This is a genomic window from Cohaesibacter intestini (genome assembly GCF_003324485.1).
Taxonomy (GTDB): Bacteria; Pseudomonadota; Alphaproteobacteria; order Rhizobiales; family Cohaesibacteraceae; genus Cohaesibacter; species Cohaesibacter intestini.
The window spans coordinates 365,458-382,234 of the sequence record NZ_QODK01000004.1 but is presented as its reverse complement, the minus strand read 5'-3'; the positions used below and the strand labels follow the sequence as shown (position 1 = coordinate 382,234).

Annotated in this window: 17 protein-coding genes; 3 read left to right on the top strand and 14 right to left on the bottom strand. The window is 57.3% G+C overall.

All coding sequences use genetic code 11. The annotated features are described in order from the left end of the window. Positions 1 to 114: 114 nt before the first annotated feature. Positions 115 to 558, top strand: coding sequence for a MarR family winged helix-turn-helix transcriptional regulator (locus DSD30_RS16360; RefSeq protein WP_114010778.1), 444 nt, complete (start codon positions 115 to 117; stop codon positions 556 to 558). Between the two features lie 36 nt (positions 559 to 594). On the opposite strand, the gene DSD30_RS16355 is transcribed toward DSD30_RS16360, so the two are convergent. From DSD30_RS16355 to hmgA, 7 genes are all read right to left on the bottom strand, one after another. Then, positions 595 to 1,905 carry a TRAP transporter large permease gene (locus DSD30_RS16355; RefSeq protein WP_114010777.1) on the bottom strand — a complete coding sequence of 437 codons (1,311 nt, stop codon included), beginning with the start codon at positions 1,903 to 1,905 and terminating at the stop codon, positions 595 to 597. Continuing rightward, positions 1,902 to 2,348: a TRAP transporter small permease gene (locus tag DSD30_RS16350; protein WP_114010776.1), complete on the bottom strand. Its 447-nt coding sequence runs from the start codon at positions 2,346 to 2,348 to the stop codon at positions 1,902 to 1,904. Before DSD30_RS16350 ends, DSD30_RS16355 begins: the two co-directional genes overlap by 4 nt. Then, positions 2,345 to 3,358: a TRAP transporter substrate-binding protein gene (locus DSD30_RS16345; protein ID WP_114010775.1), complete on the bottom strand. Its 1,014-nt coding sequence runs from the start codon at positions 3,356 to 3,358 to the stop codon at positions 2,345 to 2,347. The genes DSD30_RS16350 and DSD30_RS16345 overlap by 4 nt, the downstream gene beginning before the upstream one ends. A gap of 127 nt (positions 3,359 to 3,485) precedes the next feature. Beyond that, a complete protein-coding gene (locus tag DSD30_RS16340) occupies positions 3,486 to 4,436 on the bottom strand; it encodes an MBL fold metallo-hydrolase (RefSeq protein ID WP_114010774.1) in 951 nt (316 codons plus the stop codon). 11 nt (positions 4,437 to 4,447) lie between these two features. Beyond that, complete coding sequence (gene fahA / locus DSD30_RS16335; protein WP_114010773.1) at positions 4,448 to 5,692, bottom strand: fumarylacetoacetase; 1,245 nt, start codon at positions 5,690 to 5,692, stop codon at positions 4,448 to 4,450. After that, positions 5,689 to 6,543 carry an MBL fold metallo-hydrolase gene (locus tag DSD30_RS16330; protein ID WP_114010870.1) on the bottom strand — a complete coding sequence of 285 codons (855 nt, stop codon included), beginning with the start codon at positions 6,541 to 6,543 and terminating at the stop codon, positions 5,689 to 5,691. Before DSD30_RS16330 ends, fahA begins: the two co-directional genes overlap by 4 nt. Positions 6,544 to 6,592: 49 nt before the next feature. After that, positions 6,593 to 7,948, bottom strand: coding sequence for a homogentisate 1,2-dioxygenase (gene hmgA / locus DSD30_RS16325; protein WP_198663003.1), 1,356 nt, complete (start codon positions 7,946 to 7,948; stop codon positions 6,593 to 6,595). Between the two features lie 202 nt (positions 7,949 to 8,150). On the opposite strand from hmgA, the gene DSD30_RS16320 reads away from it, so the two are divergent. Together DSD30_RS16320 and maiA are read left to right on the top strand one after the other, a co-directional pair. Beyond that, positions 8,151 to 8,606, top strand: coding sequence for a MarR family winged helix-turn-helix transcriptional regulator (locus tag DSD30_RS16320; protein WP_114010771.1), 456 nt, complete (start codon positions 8,151 to 8,153; stop codon positions 8,604 to 8,606). Next, the gene (gene maiA / locus DSD30_RS16315) at positions 8,603 to 9,220 is read left to right on the top strand and encodes a maleylacetoacetate isomerase (RefSeq protein WP_114010770.1); all 618 of its coding nucleotides are present in this window, start codon (positions 8,603 to 8,605) and stop codon (positions 9,218 to 9,220) included. Before DSD30_RS16320 ends, maiA begins: the two co-directional genes overlap by 4 nt. Before the next feature lie 72 nt (positions 9,221 to 9,292). Here the strand turns inward: maiA and DSD30_RS16310 are convergent, their stop codons facing one another. The 7 genes from DSD30_RS16310 to DSD30_RS16280 form a co-directional block, all read right to left on the bottom strand. After that, positions 9,293 to 10,420 carry a RuBisCO large subunit C-terminal-like domain-containing protein gene (locus tag DSD30_RS16310; protein WP_114010769.1) on the bottom strand — a complete coding sequence of 376 codons (1,128 nt, stop codon included), beginning with the start codon at positions 10,418 to 10,420 and terminating at the stop codon, positions 9,293 to 9,295. Next, positions 10,420 to 11,424: a transketolase family protein gene (locus DSD30_RS16305; RefSeq protein ID WP_114010768.1), complete on the bottom strand. Its 1,005-nt coding sequence runs from the start codon at positions 11,422 to 11,424 to the stop codon at positions 10,420 to 10,422. Before DSD30_RS16305 ends, DSD30_RS16310 begins: the two co-directional genes overlap by 1 nt. Positions 11,425 to 11,435: 11 nt before the next feature. Beyond that, positions 11,436 to 12,362 carry a transketolase gene (locus DSD30_RS16300; RefSeq protein ID WP_114010767.1) on the bottom strand — a complete coding sequence of 309 codons (927 nt, stop codon included), beginning with the start codon at positions 12,360 to 12,362 and terminating at the stop codon, positions 11,436 to 11,438. 135 nt (positions 12,363 to 12,497) lie between these two features. Further along, positions 12,498 to 12,941: an RbsD/FucU family protein gene (locus tag DSD30_RS16295; RefSeq protein WP_114010766.1), complete on the bottom strand. Its 444-nt coding sequence runs from the start codon at positions 12,939 to 12,941 to the stop codon at positions 12,498 to 12,500. Positions 12,942 to 13,046: 105 nt separating this feature from the next. After that, entirely contained in the window at positions 13,047 to 14,078 is a 1,032-nt protein-coding gene (locus DSD30_RS16290; protein WP_245418517.1) for a substrate-binding domain-containing protein, read from the bottom strand. 133 nt (positions 14,079 to 14,211) lie between these two features. Continuing rightward, entirely contained in the window at positions 14,212 to 15,228 is a 1,017-nt protein-coding gene (locus DSD30_RS16285) for an ABC transporter permease (protein WP_114010764.1), read from the bottom strand. A gap of 2 nt (positions 15,229 to 15,230) precedes the next feature. Next, positions 15,231 to 16,745: a sugar ABC transporter ATP-binding protein gene (locus tag DSD30_RS16280; protein WP_198662992.1), complete on the bottom strand. Its 1,515-nt coding sequence runs from the start codon at positions 16,743 to 16,745 to the stop codon at positions 15,231 to 15,233. Between the last annotated feature and the right edge of the window lie 32 nt (positions 16,746 to 16,777).

Genomic DNA, 16,777 nt, shown 5'->3' with positions numbered 1-16,777 from the left:
TCCTCCCATTATCGTTGCAATTGCAACAAATATCAGACAAACATAGTCTTGAATTTGACAAAAATCAAGTCGTTGCATTTGCAATGATGTCAAATGTAACAAAAAGGATGATCCATGGACCTAGACTCTTTCTTTCCCTATCGCATGGCCATTGCGGCTGAAGGCTTTTCGCGCAACATTTCCAGCGTCTATGGCCAGACCTATGGCCTGTCACGCGAAGAATGGCGCTTGCTTTATCTGCTGGCAAAGGCGGGAAAGCTGGATTCGCAAGAACTGAGCCGCCGCACCACCCTCGACAAGGTGCAGGTCAGTCGTGCCTCTCAACGGCTCGAAGATAAAAAGCTGATCACCCGCGCCATCTCGAAAAAAGATCGCCGCCTGCGTGACTTCCGCATCACCAAGGCGGGCACCGCTTTGTTTGACGAGATCAAGCCCAAGATCGACGCTCAGGCCGAACAAATCCTCTCAGCCATGCCAACCGAAGACAGAGCTGCACTCAGTCAAGGCATCGAAAGCCTGATCCGTGCCATCAGGGCGCAGGAAAACGGCGAGACATAAAAAAGCCGGCATCTGCCGGCTTTTCCATTTGGATCGTCAGGACAGCAAATAGAGCGATATGCTCGGGAACAGCACGATCAACGTGATCCGCACGATATCCGCCACCCAGAACCAGAAAATGCCCTTGAACATGGTCTTCAATGGCACTTCTGGCAGCACCGAGCGCAGGACAAAGATATTCATCCCCACCGGCGGGGTGATCAGCGAGATCTCGGTCGCCACGACCACAATCACCGCAAACCAGATCAACGCCATCTCGGGATCGGCCAGAACACCCGTGCCGAAATCAAGCGTATAGAGCAATGGATAGAAGACCGGCACCGTCAGCAGGATCATCGACAGGCTTTCGAGCACCGTGCCAAGCAGCAAATAGATCACCACGATGATGAAAATCACCATCCAGGCATTCAGTCCCAGATCATAGACCATATCGCCCAGCTCATCGGGCAGCCCGGCAAAAGTGACGAAATTGCCAAAGATCTCTGCGCCAATGATGATGGCGAAGATCATGGCCGAGGCCTTGGCGGCATCCACCAAAGCACTCCCGAGCCCCTTGAGCGAAAAGCCACCGACCAGAGCGGCAATCACAACCGACATGGCAGCGCCCATTCCGGCCGCTTCAATCGGCGTGAAGAAACCGCCATAGATCCCCACCATGATGAAGACGAACAAGCCAACGGTTGCCAGCACACCAACCATGTCCTTGCGCGAAATCGGGTGCGGTTCGGTGACGTCCGGGGCCAGATCGGGCTGAAAGCGCACTGCCACCATCACCGCCGCCAGATAGAGCAATACACCCAGCAGTCCGGGAATGATCCCGGCAATGAACAGCTTGCCAATGTCGCTTTCGGTCAGAAGGCCGAAGATGATCAGAATGACTGACGGTGGAATAAGGATACCAAGCGTGCCCCCCGCCGCAATCGATCCGGTGGCAAGGCTGTCATGATAGCCATATTTGCGCATCGAGGGCATCGCCACCTTCGACATCGTGGCTGCAGTCGCCAGTGATGAGCCGCAAACGGCAGAAAATCCGCCACACGAAAAGATGGTTGCCATGGCAAGGCCACCCTTCATCCGGCCAAAGATCCGGTCAGCCCCGCTAAACAATCCCTGCGCAATGCCCGATCCGGCCAACACATTGCCCATGAAGATGAACAACGGCACGACGGACAGGGAATAGCTAAACCCGGTTTCGAACACTGCATTGCCGACCATGGCGCCAGCCGCTTCCATGCCGCGCATATAGGCAAAGCCGCCGCCACCGACCAAGGCCATGGCAAAGGCGATGGGAACACGCAGAAAGACCAGAACCAGAAGGATGGCAAAGGCGATAAGAGAAATGGTCATCCTTGCCTCCGGACAATCGCCAGAATACCCGACGCAAAACAGCTCAAACCACCAAGAGCAGCAAGCCACCAATAGGAAATGCCAAGCCCGGCCGTCCGGGTGCCCGCCGTAAACTGATCCTCGGCCATGATCACCAGACGATAGGCAAAATAGACAAAAATCAGCCCCATGACCGCACCACCAACACGCCCGAGCGCATGGCGCAGTTTATAGGGCAGGAAAGGCAACAGAAGATCGACCTCCACATGCCCCCCATGCAAGGTCGTCAGCGGCAGAGCGACAAAAACCAGAGCCGCAAGACAGACCTGCGTCAGCTCGAAAGCACCGCCAAGGGGTGCATTGAAGGCATAGCGCCCGACCACATCGACACAGGTGACGAGGACAAGCCCCGTCACCAGAAGTGCGGCGATCCCTTCAAGGAAGAGTTTCGCCTTGCCAATCATTTGCCAACGCCCGTCATCGCACGAAAGGCTTCAAGCGCGGCACGGCCATCATAGTCGCCCCCAAGGCTGTCGGCCCATGCCCCTTCAAGCTCGGCTGCCCGTGCGCGGACGGAATCCACCACCGCATCTGGCGCAGGCGCGATCTTGATGCCTGCTTTCTCCATCGCCCCAATGGCTTTGGCGTCGGCATCATTCCATGCTTTGCCCACCAGATCAGCAAAGGCCATACCGGAAATGCCTTCAATGGCCTTGCGGTCGGCTTCGGAAATGCCATTCCACTTGTCCTCATTCATCACCAGGAACCAGGTGGTGTTGTAAAGACCGCCCGGGAAGATGGTGGTGTTGGTGACATAGTCGGTCAGTTTGAAGGAGGTGATGGCTTCATAGGTAATGGTCACCCCGTCAACCACACCACGCGACAGCTTTTCATAGATCTCGCCAGACGACATGAAGACCGGCTCGACGCCATAACCCTTCAGCAGATCGGGAATATAGCCACCGGGCACCCGGATTTTGAGGCCAGAGAAATCTTCAAGTTTGTTGATCGCGGTCTTGTTGTTGTGGAACAGACCCGGGCCGTGCATGAAGAGGCCAAGCAGATGGGTGCCCTTATGCTCTTCACGGGCATCAAGCTTGTCGTTATAGACGGTCCAAAAGGCTTCAGAGCTTTTGACCGCATCGTCCCCAAGGAAGGAAAACTGACCGATCCGAGCCTTCTTGAAGCGGTCATCCTTGGTGAAGGAATGCAGACCGTAAGTGATGTCGGCAACGCCATCGCGTGCCATGTCAAAATGGGCGGGTGGCGAGCCGAGCGGTTTGGCCAGAACCCGCACATTGACGCGTCCTTCGGTGACCTCTTTCACCTGCTTGGCCCAGGGCTTGATGGCATTGATGACCACCGGATGGCGTGGCGGCAACCAGCTGGACAGGACCAGATCCTGTGCCATGGCTGTCAATGGCCCCGATACGCTGAGCAATGCGCCCATCAGCGCAGCTTTTACCAATTTCATGATGTTCCTCCCAGAAGATAACGGCCTGAACGGCCAGATGGTGTTGGTGAACCCGGCAGAGATGTCCTCTCCTTGCCCCCGCCGGGATGGTTCGTGCAGGCAGTTTTGGCCTGTTATTTGTGCGGGTTCAGCCCTGCAAATCGTTCCACATGGCAACATCGCGCTCGGCGGTCCAGACACGCGGCGTATCAATACCGCGCGCCTCGTCATAGGCACGTGCGACATTGAAGGGCAGACAATGCTCATAGATCGCATAGGAGCCGAATTTCTCGTCACAGGCCGCGCGCACCGCGTCCCATGCCTCTTTCAGGCTGCCACCCCGCGCCACAACACGGGCCACAGGCTTGTAGGTGCTTTCGATAAAGTCGGCTGTGTTGGCAATCGCGGCGGACACCATCTCCTCGCCAATCAGGGCATCGCCGCGTCCCGGCGCAATGGCCTGTGGCTCAAAGCTTGCGATATTGGCAAGCGTCTGCGGCCAGTCCTGAAAATGCCCATCGCCGCAATAGCAGGCCGAGTGATATTCAACGATATCGCCAGTGAACATGACCTCCTGATCCGGCACCCAGATCACCGCATCACCTGCGGTATGGGCTCGCCCCAGTTTCATGATGTCAACCCGGCGCTTGCCCAGATAGACCGTCATGCTGTCAGAAAAGGTGGTGGTTGGACGGGTCAGCCCCGGAATTTCCTCATGCCCTTCAAACAGCCGTGGGAAACGGCCAAACTCACTGTCCCAGTCTTCCTGACCGCGTTCTTCAACCATGGCCCCGGCCACATCCGACATAATGATTTCCCGTGCCCCGTAGGCAGACGCCCCCAGCACGCGCACCGCGTGATAGTGAGTCAGCACCAGATGGGAAATCGGCTTATCGGTCACCGAGCGAACACACTCGATCACCTTGCGTGCCAGACGCGGTGTGGCTTGCGCCTCGACAATCATCACGCTGTCATCGCCGATGATCACCCCGGTATTGGGGTCCCCTTCTGCGGTGAAGGCATAAAGCCCCTCGCCCACTTGGGTGAAGCTGATTTTCTTCTCTTCCATGTCCCCTTGGGAAGCAAACGCCTTTGCCATTGTGTCTTTCCTTAGTCCTGTGCCCAATCAGGCAGATCAATCGCAGGCAACACCTTGCCCGTGCATTCGCCAAATCCGACGCGGTAACCATCCCCCTTGGCGGCACCGCGCAAGGTCAGCACGTCGCCATCTTCCAGAAAGCTGCGTTCGTCACCGCTCGCCAATTTCAAAGGCTCCTTGCCACCCCAGCTCAGCTCCAGAAGCGATCCGCGCGATTCTTTGCTCTCTCCAGAAATGGTCCCAGACCCCAACATGTCGCCTGTGCGCATCACACATCCCGATGAAGTGTGATGGGCCAATTGCTGCGCCGCCGAGTAATACATCTGGGAATAGTTGGTCCGCGAAATGATGCTTTCTGCCTTACCCTCAGGTGCCAGCCCGACCTCCAGCTCGATGTCATAAAGCATCGGACCGGGTTCGCTGAGATAAGGCAGCAAGTCCCTCTCTCGTTCTGGTGTCGAGGTGCGGAACGGCTCCAATGCCGCCTTGGGTACAATCCACGGGCTGATCGTTGTTGCCGTCGCCTTGGATTGAAACGGCCCAAGCGGCTGATATTCCCACGCCTGAATGTCCCGTGCCGACCAGTCATTGAGCAGCACATAGCCAAAGATCATCTCATCGGCCTCGGCAACCGACACCATGCCGTTGGACGGCGTGCCGACAATCGCCCCCATTTCCAACTCAAGGTCAAAGCGGGCGCACTTGGCAAAGCGCGGAAGATCGTCATTGGGCCCCTTCACCTGCCCCCACGGACGGGTGACATCGGTACCCGAGACGACCACTGACGAGGCACGACCATTGTAACCGATGGGGATCGACAGCCAGTTGGGCGGCAGGGCATTTTCCGGCCCTCGGAACATGGACCCGACATTGAAGGCATGGTTTTTTGCCGCATAAAAATCGGTATATTCCGCGACAATGAACGGCAGCAGCATCCTTGCATCGGCCTGTGGCACCAGATGCGGTTCAATCGCCGCCCGGTGGCTTTCCTCTGACAATAGCGAGGTCAGCCGTGCCCGAAAAGATGACCAGACGTCGCTGCCAGCCGCCATAAACAAGTTCCACGCAGGCACCGCAAACAGGGCAGCATCCTGTCCATGATCAATCGCCGTGACATCGATGATCTGGTCGCCAATGGCCACCCCGACCCGAGGCCCCTTGCCATCATCAAACACCCCATAGGGCAGATTTTGAATCGGGAAATCCGTATCGCCATTGGCGCTTTCCAGCCAGCTTGTCAAAAGCTTGTCACTCATTCCAACTCTATCCTCATATTGTCGACGCCCAAATCCCAAGGACCGTTCCAATGGGCGGACACTTCACACTTCCAATCCTCAGGCCCGAAATCCGGGTCATCCGAGGGAATAAGATGATTGAGGGCCAATCGCTTGACCTCTGCGGTAGCAGCGATTTTTGCCACCTCACCGGCTGCACTGTGGGAGCGCTCCAGATGAATGCGCAGCCGGTCATCGCCATTGCCGACGCGGGCACAGAGCGCTTCAATCCCCGCCGTCAGCATGGCTTCATGCACCAACAAATCCGCCCCCTTTGCAAAGGTCACCATCGCCTCCATCGGTGCGGTATCGCCAGACAACACCACCCGATGGTGCGAGCCCGTTATTTTTAACGCGTAGCTTTCCTCAATCGGCGGATGAACATTCAGCATCGTTTCAATCAACAGACCATTGAAAGAGAAGCAACCTTGCGCAAGGCGTTCGATCGTCACCAGGCTGGCCAAATTGGGTCGTCCTTCGTCACGCACCCGCAATTCGATATCAAACGCCATACTGTCGAGAAATTTCTCCCAATAGTGCGCAAGCCCGTCAGGCCCCCAGACAGTGAGAGGCTTCTTGAGCCCCGCTGTCCAAGCCGTATGCAGCAGCGGCCCCAGTTCCAGATAATGATCCGAATGCAAGTGGGTGATGAGAATGCCATCAAGCTCGGTCAGAGCGACACCCGCATCGCAAAGACCACGCGTTACCCCAAGCCCTGCATCGACCAAAAGCCGCTGACCATCCATCTCGACCAGCATCGATGTCGGCATCGGCGTGCCGGGACGAATGGCCGGGCCACCTTTGGTCCCCAACAGGGTCACGCTATTTGTCATCGCCATCTCCTTTTCAACCGCACTCGCGTTTGCTCAAAACGCCAGATATCTATTTCTCTCCGGGCGTGCCGTCGAATTTCTTCTCAAGGCTCGTCCAGCAATCGATATAGGTATCCTGCATCGGCGCCTCGCTGGCTGCAAATGCGGTCAAATGTTGCGGGAAGCGGGTTTCGAACATGAAGGACATGGTTTTGTCGAGGAAAGCTGGCTCCATCGGCTCGTTTGACCCGTGATTGAAGGCATTGAGATCCGGCCCATGAGGCAACATGCAATTATGCAGGCTCATCCCGCCGGGCACGAAGCCTTCTGGCTTGGCGTCATAAATGCCATAGATATTGCCCATCAACTCGGACATCAGATTCTTGTGATACCAAGGCGGACGGAAGGTATTTTCTGCCACCAGCCAGCGCTCGCGGAACAGCACAAAATCGATATTGGCCGTTCCCGGCTGGCCCGACGGTGCCGTCAGCACCGTGAAGATTGACGGATCGGGATGGTCAAACAGGATCGCGCCCACCGGACTGTAGGTGCGCAGGTCATATTTATAGGCGCAGTAATTGCCGTGCCATGCCACCACATCCAGCGGCGAATGATCGATAAAAGTTTCGTGGAACTGACCACACCATTTGATCACCACCCGGCTTTTGGCATCCCTGTCTTCGAATGCCGCAACCGGGCATTTGAAGTCGCGCGGATTGGCAAGACAATTCGCCCCGATCGGCCCGCGATCTGGCAGGTCGAATTTCTGGCCATAATTTTCACAGACAAAGCCCCGACACGGCCCTTCCAGCACCTCGACCCGGTAGACCAGCCCGCGCGGCAGAATGGCGATTTCCTTCGGCTCGAGATCGATAATGCCAAGCTCGGTGCAAAAGCGCAGGCGCCCTTCCTGTGGCACCACCAGCAATTCGGAATCGGCGGAATAGAAATATTCATCCACCATCGAGCGATTGACCAGATAGATATGCGACGCCATGCCGACCTGCGTGTTGACGTCCCCCGCCGTGGTCATGGTCCGCATGCCGGTGATCCATGTCAGCGGTTCGTCGGAATGGGGCACCGGGTCCCAGCGATACTGACCCAACGACACGATGTCGTTGCCACCATTGTCTTTGTCTGTCGTGACATGGGGGGCGCTTTTCCAATATGGCACATCGACCCGTGCAAAACGGCCCGCATGTTTCACCGAGGGACGAATGCGATAGCACCATGTCCGCTCATTCTGACCGCGCGGTGCGGTGAAGGCAGTACCGGACAATTGCTCCGCATAAAGGCCGTAATTGCATTTCTGGGGGGAATTTTGTCCCTGAGGCAAGGCACCGGGCAAAGCTTCGGTCTCGAAATCATTGCCAAATCCGGGCATGTAACCCACATGCATGCCGGTCGCGTCGCTTGCACGCACCATGTTGTCGGGCAATGCGAAATCCGCCATGACCCTTCCTCCCCTCGCCTCTTTTTTGCTTGCGGGTTTTCCCGTAGCTCTATTGGCCCCAGTATTTCGTTGCACCTGCAACGTTGTCAAGAAGAAATTGTTGCGAATGCAACGAAAATACTTGCAATTTGGAAAAAAGCCCGGCGTAATATCGCCAACTTGAAAGGATGAATCCATGGCGGACGAGACGCTCCCACCGTTACCCGACTTTGATCTGATGGGCTACACACCCTACCGATTAGCTGTTGCTGCCCAAACACTTAGCGAAGAATTGGCAAAGCAGTACAAGGAACGGTTCGGCATCTCGATTCCCGAATGGCGGGTGATTGTTCATGTCGCCCATGCGGGGGGTGCATCAGTGCGCGACATAGAAGCGCGCGTCGGTATGGAGAAGTCCAAAGTCAGCCGAGCGGCCAGCCGACTCGAGGAACGTGGCTTTGTGACAAAGCGGATCAACGCACAGGACCGGCGCCTGATCCATCTCTGCATGACCCCCGAAGGCCATGCTCTGATGACCGAGTTGCTGCCCATCGCCCAAGCCTTCCAGCAGGAAGTTGAGAAACGCCTCGGGGCGACCTTTGCCGGTTTTGAGGCTGGTCTCGACAAGATCATCGGAGACGATGTGTCATGATCACCCTGCATGATTATTGGCGCTCGACAGCCAGCTATCGCGTCCGCATCACCCTCGGTCTTGCGGGCCTTGAATGGCAATCAAACCTGATCAATCTGGTTGAAGGCGAGCAAAGCACTCAAGCCCATCTGGCCCGCAACCCGCAAGGACTGGTGCCTGTCTTGGAGATTGATGGTCAGAGCTTCACCCAGTCGATGGCGATCATCGAATATCTCAACGAGACCCGCTCGCTTTCCCTGTTGCCGGACGAGCCAGTCGGTCGTGCCAAGGCGCGGGCATTGGCCTATGCCATCGCCATGGATCTTCATCCGGTCTGCAATTTGCGCGTCGCCAAATATGCGGTTGGCCAGTCCAATGGCAGCCTCACGATGGAAGGCTGGATGCAGGCCCATATTGCCCCTGCCCTAGAGGCCTTTGAAGCGATGCTGAAGGGGGGCGATTGTTGTTATGGTGACCACCTGTCGCTTGCCGACATTTGCCTGATGCCGCAGCTATACAATGCCCATCGCTGGGGCGTCTCACTCGACGCCCTGCCAAAAATCAGCCGCATCGAAGCCAATCTTGCCACCATCCCGGCCTTTGCTGCAGCCCATCCAGACCAAAGCCCGCACTGAGCATCAGGCACAAAAAAGGCGACGCCCCCTCAAAGAAGGGTGTGCACCGCCTTTTCTTCCCGCTTATCGCACTCAGCTGTCGAGTGCTGCCCGCATCTGGCGAATGGCATCGCCAATCTGCTCACCAAAACGCAACAGACTGCCGCCCAGCAAATAGACGCAATCCTCGCCATAGAGTTTTTTCATGTCCGCAAGACGATCAAGGCTCATGCCGCCACCAGGGCTTGGCAGGATCGCCCGCCCCGGACCATCCTTGGACCGGCAACTGGCCACAATCGCCTCGCATTCCTCCACCGAGAAACCAAAGCGCCCACCATGGTTGGGGAACACCGAAATATCAGCCCCCGCCAAACGCATCAGATCGCCAAACAGCATGCCATGACCATAGCCGGTATCTTCTGACAGGACATATGGCCCCAGATGGCTCGGATGGGCCATGATCGGTAGATTGAAGTCCGGATCCTGCGCCAGCCGGTTCATTGCGTCAAAGCCCAGCAGCCCCGGAATGAGCAACACACCATGCGCCCCGACCTCTTGGGCATAATAGGCCAGCTCGCGCACCTGATCCCCATGGCCACCAATACTGGCAAAATAAAGGGATTTGGTGGTCTCCCCCTCTTCTGCCCGCTCCGCATTGGCCCGGTTGACCGCGGCGGCCGCCAGTTTGACCCGCAGCCGGAAGGGGGCGGCGTCCTGATTGCACAGGCCATGATCTTCTTTGACAATGTCAGCCCCCGCCCTTGCGGTCAAATAGCACAAATGCGCCAGCCGCTCCGCCGAGGACCCTTGCGGTTTGATCACCGGACAGACATAGCCCCCGCTTTTGCGCCCGGTCAGGGCTCTTAGACCCTCGACGCCATATTGCGCACCGGGAAAGCGATCCCGCACATCCTCATTGGTCTCAATGGCAATGGCCTTGACGCCCTTGAGGATCGAGGCATTGCCCAGAACCACATTGAGAAATTGCGGAAATTCCCGCCCCACCGCGTCAATATGATAGGCGACCCGTCCATGCCATGTGCGATCCGTAACCTGCTCGACGCTTTCCACGCGCCCCAGCACCACATCTTCCACATAGCCTGACGGCACCACATCACGCGGGATCTCGACGGTATCTTCCAGAGCGATGTTGGCCGCGCGGTCCTCCGCGTCGGCCTGATCCTCGGCAAAAATCCGATAGGTGACGACGAAGCGATCCATCAGAGCGCCTCCGCCTTGACCAGCGAATGCACATCCTCGACGCGGGCGGTATCCAAATCATCCTCGGAAATACCGAATTGCTGGCCCATCAGATCCTCGATGCCCTTGACCAGAGCCACCGCATCCAGACCATAATAACGCATCAAATAAGGCCGCGAACCGCCGTGAGCATAGGTATCCTTAAGCCCCAAACGAATGAGCCGCTTGCCGACGCCTGCATCCGCCATGGTCTCCGCCACCAGCGAGCCAACACCACCTTCGGTGACATGGTTCTCCAACGTGATCACCCCATGCTTGACCGAGCCGATATGGTCGAGCAAAGTCTTGGCATCGAACGGCTTGATCGTGTGCAGATGCAAATGGCGGATCGACAGACCAGCCTTGGCCAGCGCCGAGCGAGCCCGCAGAGCCTCTTCGGTGCAAATGCCAGAGGTGACAACCAGAATGTCATCGCCAGCGGACAATTCGCGCATCTCGCCCACCTTGATCGGCGTATCAAACAGCCGCGGCACAGAGCCGCGCAACACCCGGCACCAGACCGGCCCGTCAATGCTGTCTGCCGCTTCGCAGATCGATTCCACCTCGGTCGCGTCCCCGGTTTCAAGGATCGTCATATTCGGGATCGACCGCATAACGCTGATATCTTCAATCGACTGGTGGGTCATGCCGCCGGGCGTGGTGACCCCGGGCAAGAAGCCCATCAGCCGCACCTTGCGGCGCGGATAAGCGATCGAGGCCATCAGCTGATCGTAAGGGCGGCGATACATGAAGACGCCGAAAGTGTGAATGAAGGGCCGGAAGCCAGCCAACCCCAGACCACCGGCAAAGCTGAGCATATTCTGCTCGGCCATCCCCATCGAGATGAACTGGTCCGGATGCCGATCACGGAACCCGTCAATCTCGCAGGACGAAGTCAGATCGGCAGACAGGCAGAGAATATCAGGATTGCCAGCGGCGAATTTTTCGAAGGCCGTAGCATAGGGGCGGTTTACCATTTCAACCATTTCGGGCCTCCTTAATGCGCATAATCAACAGGATCGACACCGAGATCTTCGGCAATCGATGTGTTGAAGCGGGCGCGTTCATCTTCGGATTTGAAGCGGACATAATGCAGACGCGGGAAGCGCTCTTCCAGAATTTGCATGCTCTTGAACGGAGACGTCCGGGCCAGAATGATCAAGGGACGCCCTTCATGGGGTTCATTCACTGCCTGCCGCATGGCGTCGAGATCATGGCCGTCAATCTCAATGCAGGCAGCACCGAACTCAATCATCTTGCGGCGAATGTCGCCGACTTCCATCACCGAATCCATCGCCCCGTCGCATTGCTGATCATTGACATCCATGATGGCATGAAGGCTGTCGATGCCATGGAAGCGAGCGGCCTGAATGGCTTCCCACGTTTGGCCCTCCTGCACTTCCCCGTCCGACATGAAGACCCATGTCTTGCCTTTATCGCCTTTCAGGCGACGGCCATAGGCAAGGCCTGCGGCGGTGGAAAGCCCGATGCCGAGGGTACCGTTATGCACTTCCATGCCGGGCGAATGCTCCGCCCCGATCATCTCGACCGACGAGCCATCCTGATTGAACATTTTCAGACCCGCTTCATCCATCCGGCCCACTTCGATCAGGGTCGCATAGGCAACCAGCGCATAATGGGCAGGCGCGATGAACAGACGGTCAAAGTCCGGCGTTGCCGGGCCGTTATAGCCTGCCCCGGTGTGATAATTCGGGTTGTTGGGTGATGGCACACCTTCAAACGGCTTGGGGATCGCAGGCAAGGTCGGCGCGCCCAAATTGAGCTGCTCATTATAGAGCCATGCCAATTGCTCGGCGGCTGAACAGGCTTGGCTCAGATAGCCGCCATTGTTGCGGATCGTGTGCTCGAAAACGCGACGGCGAATGCCGAGAGCAACGTCCTCCGTCCTCTTTTCATTGCGCATGTGAATACCTCATCGTCAAGCCACTTCATGCTGATAAAGGGGCTGCCTATCTTGGGAGACTGGGAACAAGTCATTTGGACTGGCCTGTGGGGCAGGTCAGTCCTTTAAAAAAGCAATGTCTTTGAAGATGGTGCCTTAAAAAACGACACCCTTACGCAGAATGAAGCAGCCGAAGGGCCGCGCTTCGGTGGTGCGCACCACGGCAAAGGCGCGTTTGGCCTGTACATAAAAGTCTTGCCGCTCAAGACTGGAGAGCGATCCCGTTTCTGGCAGGCGTGACTCCATCACCGCAAAGCCTTCACTATGCACTTCGCCAAGGGTCTCTGGCTCACCGTCAATTTCCATCCGAAGCGCGGAATAGTCGGCAAAGCCTTCAAGCGGCATCAATTGCGTGATCAGTTCGATCGTTGCTGGTGCATCAAGACCGGGCAGCTGGATGGCCTCTTTAACATTGCAATGCTCAGCGGTGGAATTTGCCGGGAAATTGGCATCCGCAACAACAATTTCATCGCCATGTCCCATCCGTGCCAGACAATGCAGCAGCTCCGGGGTCATGCGACCATCAATTCCAATCAACATCTCAATACTCCGTGTCGTCTGTCAGAATTCGGGTGGGCATAGCCTTGGAAAGGAAAGCGCCCGGCATGGCTTTTTCCGGGGAACCAGCCGGGCGCTCTGCGGGGGTTACCGCTTAGGCACAGGCATCCAAGGAGCCATTGCCACGTCAGCATGGGCAAACTGCGGCATTTTCTGGCCAAGCTCGTCCATGTTCTTGATGTCATTGTCATTCAGGAAGGTCTGGGTGATCAGGGTTGGTGGAACCACGACCTGTTCGCCCGGATTGGTACCTGCCAGCATCAGGGCAAGGGTGCGCACGGACACTTCACCAACCACGGCGGGGTTGGTTGCAACCGTTGCGGCCCAAGCTGAATTCGGTTCGCGCATTGCCGAAATATCAGCAGTCGAGACATCAGCAGAATAAATCTTGATATCCTCATTCAGACCAGCTTCATCGACGGCAATCTTCACGCCCTTGGCAAAGGCGTCATAAGGAGCGAAGACCACATTGATGGTTGGATTGGCCTGCAGCACGGCACGGGCCTGGTTGGCCACCGAGTTGGCAATCGGGTTGTCGAGGGTGCCGAACATGGCGGCTTCCTTGATGCCCGGATTGGCCTTCTTCACTTCTTCCCAAGCCACATGACGACGGTCAAGCGGTGCGATACCCGGCACATAGACATAGCCAGCAGTGAAGGAATTGCCATTATCCTTCATAGCCTGTTCCAGAGCCAGTTTGCCGAGCAGATAGTCGGACTGCTCGACCTGCGGGATGGCTTTATTCTCAACATTGACGTCGAAGGCCACGACCTTGATGCCAGCTTCCACCGCCCGCTGGGCAGCTTCCTTCATGGATTCGGTCAGACCATGCTGGATGACGATGCCGTCAACACCCAGAGCAATGGCCTGATCAACCATATCGGCCTGCAGGGCTGCATCCTGACGGCTGTCGAAAATGCGCAGATTGACCCCAAGGGCTGCCGACTGTTTTTCCACGCCGGAAAGATAGGCTTGGAAGAAGTCACCGGTGGAGAGATAGCGCACCAGAGCGATGGTGACATCTTCGGGCTTGTCAAATGGCTTTGGCATATCGGCCGCAGCGGCAGCCGTGACACCAAACGCCCCGAAAGCGAGCGAAGTGGCGCAGGCCAGTTTCATAAATTCACGTCTCAACATGTTAGATCCTCCCAAACTATGAGACTTCATGGCGAGCCCGGCTCCTCCCGTTGATAATCAGAGCCGCACTCATGACTGGATCGATGGGCCGACAAGAGATCGGCCCGTCGAAATTTTAGGCTTTCCCGCCTGACCCGCGACGCGAGGACAGGTAGAAAGTGAAGACAAGAGCAACGACAAGGACAGCGCCCTTGACGAAATCCTGTGTGTAGTAAGGGGCGTTGAGCATGGTCATGCCCTGCAAAAGAATACCGACAAACAGCGCTCCGATGGCCGTCCCGAACGCATTCGGACGGGCAGCGCCCAGCACGGCAAAGCCGATGAGGGCAGCGGCCACACTGTCGAGCAGCAGATTGTTGCCTGATGCGATATCCCCGCGCCCGAGGCGGGCCGCCAGCAGAATGCCACCGACAGAAGCCATGACGCCGGAGACCATATAGGCAACGACCTTGTATTTGTTGACCGGGGTACCGACGAGACCGGCGGCACGCTCATTAGACCCGATGGCATACATCAGACGGCCATGACGGGTCAGCGCCAGGAACACCCAGATGCCGAAGGCAATGATGATGAAGATCAGAACAGGCACCGGCACAAGGCGTTCCATCACCAGATCAAAGCGATGACGGCCAAGCCACAGGAAGGCCTGCGAGAAGACACCGGTTGCCTGAGAGCCATCTGGCAGGCTCATGCCCGTGGCAATTGAGTTGCCCTGCGTCGGAATGCGTTGCAGACCGATCAGCAGGAACATCATGCCAAGGGTTGCCAGCAGATCCGGCACGCGGAATTTCACGATCAGAATGCCATTGACCAAACCGACCAGAGCGCCCATCAGCAGACACAGCATCACCGCCACAAAGGCAGACTGTTCAAGGATAACCATCGAATAGGCTGACAGCATCAGTGCCGAGGTAGCGACCGCGCCAATCGACAGATCGAACCCGTCAACCACGAGCGTACAGGTGACACCCAGCGCAAGGATGCCAGTGATCGCCACCGACTGAAGAACGAACACAGCAGAGCGTGGCGAGGCGAAGCCGGAGGCCGCAACAGAGAAGTAAATGACGAGGCCCACCAGCAGGATCAGAAAGCCGTATTTGATGGCAAAGTTGATGATTTTGTCGTTTTGCATAACTATTCGGCCGCTTGGTTGGTTGCACCTTGACCGGACACCTGGCCAACCAGGGCGGTCATATCGATATTGCTGTTGCGATGTTCGCCGACGACGGCGCCCTCATGGAGCACGATCACCCGATCGGCGATCTCCAGAGCTTCGTCGATTTCGGAGACGAAGACGATGGTCGCCCGCCCCTTGGCTGTGGCCCGGATATGCTGGCCAATGTCCCTTCGGGCGCCGATATCGACCCCTTGGAAAGGCTCGTCGAGCAGCAGAACCCGGCATGGCTCAAGCAACCAGCGCCCAATCATCACTTTTTGCTGGTTGCCGCCCGACAGGGTATTGATCCCGTCCCCATTGCCCTGACAGACAACGCCGATCTGGCTGATCATCGCGTCCGCTGCCCTGCGCTGGCGTTTGCCACTGAGCAGGGACAGGCGACTGAAGGCGCCAAGGAACGGCAGGGTCATATTGTCGGCAATGTCGAAGTCGGGAATGACCGCATTGGTTGCCCGGTCTTTCGGCGACATATAGACGCCTCCGCGCACAGCATCCTTGGCATTGTTCGGCGCATAGGCCTTGCCATCGATTTTCATCGAGCCTGTCGGCGACTGGTCGAGACCGAAAATGATTTCCCCGAGCTTTGACTTGCCACTGCCAAGCAGGCCGGTGATGGCAACCACTTCGCCGTCGCCAGCACTCAGACTGACCTTGCCGCCATGCTCAAGCAGGGTGAGATCATTGATCTCTAAAATCGGGTCCCCTGCCGCCATTGGGTCAATCGCCGCTTCGCTCATCTGACGACCAAGCATCGCGGTGACCGCACCCTTGTAATCAAGCGTCGGCCCTTCAAACAGGCCGGAAATCTTGCCATCCCGCATACAGATGATCCGATCGGCAATCCGGCGGATGTCTGACATGCGGTGGGAGATATACAGAATGGTCACACCCTGATCCCGCAACCGGTCAATGAGCGCAAACAGGCGATCTGCTTCTGATGCGGAGAGTGACGATGTCGGCTCATCAAGGATCAGCAATTTCGGTGCGCGCGCCATGGCCCGTGCAATGGCGATCATCTGGCGATCAGCAACCCCGAGGTCGGATACCCGGGTGCGGACATCCATCGACAGCCCCATACCGGCTGCCACGCGCTCGGCTTCCGCACGCATTGGGCGTTCACGCACGAACAGACCCGCATCCGATCGGGCGAGCCGGTCGAGCAACAGATTGTTGGCCACATCTAGATCTGGAATGACCCCGTCATCGATGGATTGATGCACCGTCACCACGCCCTTGGCAATGGCGTCAGCGGCATCCTCCGGCTCAAAGGCAGAGCCTTCAAGTTCCATCGCTCCCTCATCGGCGCCGTGATAGCCGCAGATGACTTTGACGAGTGTCGATTTGCCCGCCCCGTTCGCGCCCATCAGCACGGTAACGGTCCCGGGATATAGCTCCATGTCAAGCCCGCGCAGCACTCGGTTTTGGCCGAATGACTTGCGCAGCCCTGTCACTTTCAGCGCTGCTTCACTCAATTATTCCTCCCTGCGCCGACCAGTGCGGCGTA

Excerpts from the sequence above, each read along its gene's own strand:
- DSD30_RS16360 (WP_114010778.1), top strand. The coding sequence starts at position 115 with ATGGACCTAGACTCTTTCTTTCCCTATCGCATGGCCATTGCGGCTGAA.
- DSD30_RS16355 (WP_114010777.1), bottom strand. The coding sequence starts at position 1,905 with ATGACCATTTCTCTTATCGCCTTTGCCATCCTTCTGGTTCTGGTCTTT.
- DSD30_RS16350 (WP_114010776.1), bottom strand. The coding sequence starts at position 2,348 with ATGATTGGCAAGGCGAAACTCTTCCTTGAAGGGATCGCCGCACTTCTG.
- DSD30_RS16345 (WP_114010775.1), bottom strand. The coding sequence starts at position 3,358 with ATGAAATTGGTAAAAGCTGCGCTGATGGGCGCATTGCTCAGCGTATCG.
- DSD30_RS16340 (WP_114010774.1), bottom strand. The coding sequence starts at position 4,436 with ATGGCAAAGGCGTTTGCTTCCCAAGGGGACATGGAAGAGAAGAAAATC.
- fahA (WP_114010773.1), bottom strand. The coding sequence starts at position 5,692 with ATGAGTGACAAGCTTTTGACAAGCTGGCTGGAAAGCGCCAATGGCGAT.
- DSD30_RS16330 (WP_114010870.1), bottom strand. The coding sequence starts at position 6,543 with ATGACAAATAGCGTGACCCTGTTGGGGACCAAAGGTGGCCCGGCCATT.
- hmgA (WP_198663003.1), bottom strand. The coding sequence starts at position 7,948 with ATGGTGCGTGCAAGCGACGCGACCGGCATGCATGTGGGTTACATGCCC.
- DSD30_RS16320 (WP_114010771.1), top strand. The coding sequence starts at position 8,151 with ATGGCGGACGAGACGCTCCCACCGTTACCCGACTTTGATCTGATGGGC.
- maiA (WP_114010770.1), top strand. The coding sequence starts at position 8,603 with ATGATCACCCTGCATGATTATTGGCGCTCGACAGCCAGCTATCGCGTC.
- DSD30_RS16310 (WP_114010769.1), bottom strand. The coding sequence starts at position 10,420 with ATGGATCGCTTCGTCGTCACCTATCGGATTTTTGCCGAGGATCAGGCC.
- DSD30_RS16305 (WP_114010768.1), bottom strand. The coding sequence starts at position 11,424 with ATGGTTGAAATGGTAAACCGCCCCTATGCTACGGCCTTCGAAAAATTC.
- DSD30_RS16300 (WP_114010767.1), bottom strand. The coding sequence starts at position 12,362 with ATGCGCAATGAAAAGAGGACGGAGGACGTTGCTCTCGGCATTCGCCGT.
- DSD30_RS16295 (WP_114010766.1), bottom strand. The coding sequence starts at position 12,941 with ATGTTGATTGGAATTGATGGTCGCATGACCCCGGAGCTGCTGCATTGT.
- DSD30_RS16290 (WP_245418517.1), bottom strand. The coding sequence starts at position 14,078 with ATGAAACTGGCCTGCGCCACTTCGCTCGCTTTCGGGGCGTTTGGTGTC.
- DSD30_RS16285 (WP_114010764.1), bottom strand. The coding sequence starts at position 15,228 with ATGCAAAACGACAAAATCATCAACTTTGCCATCAAATACGGCTTTCTG.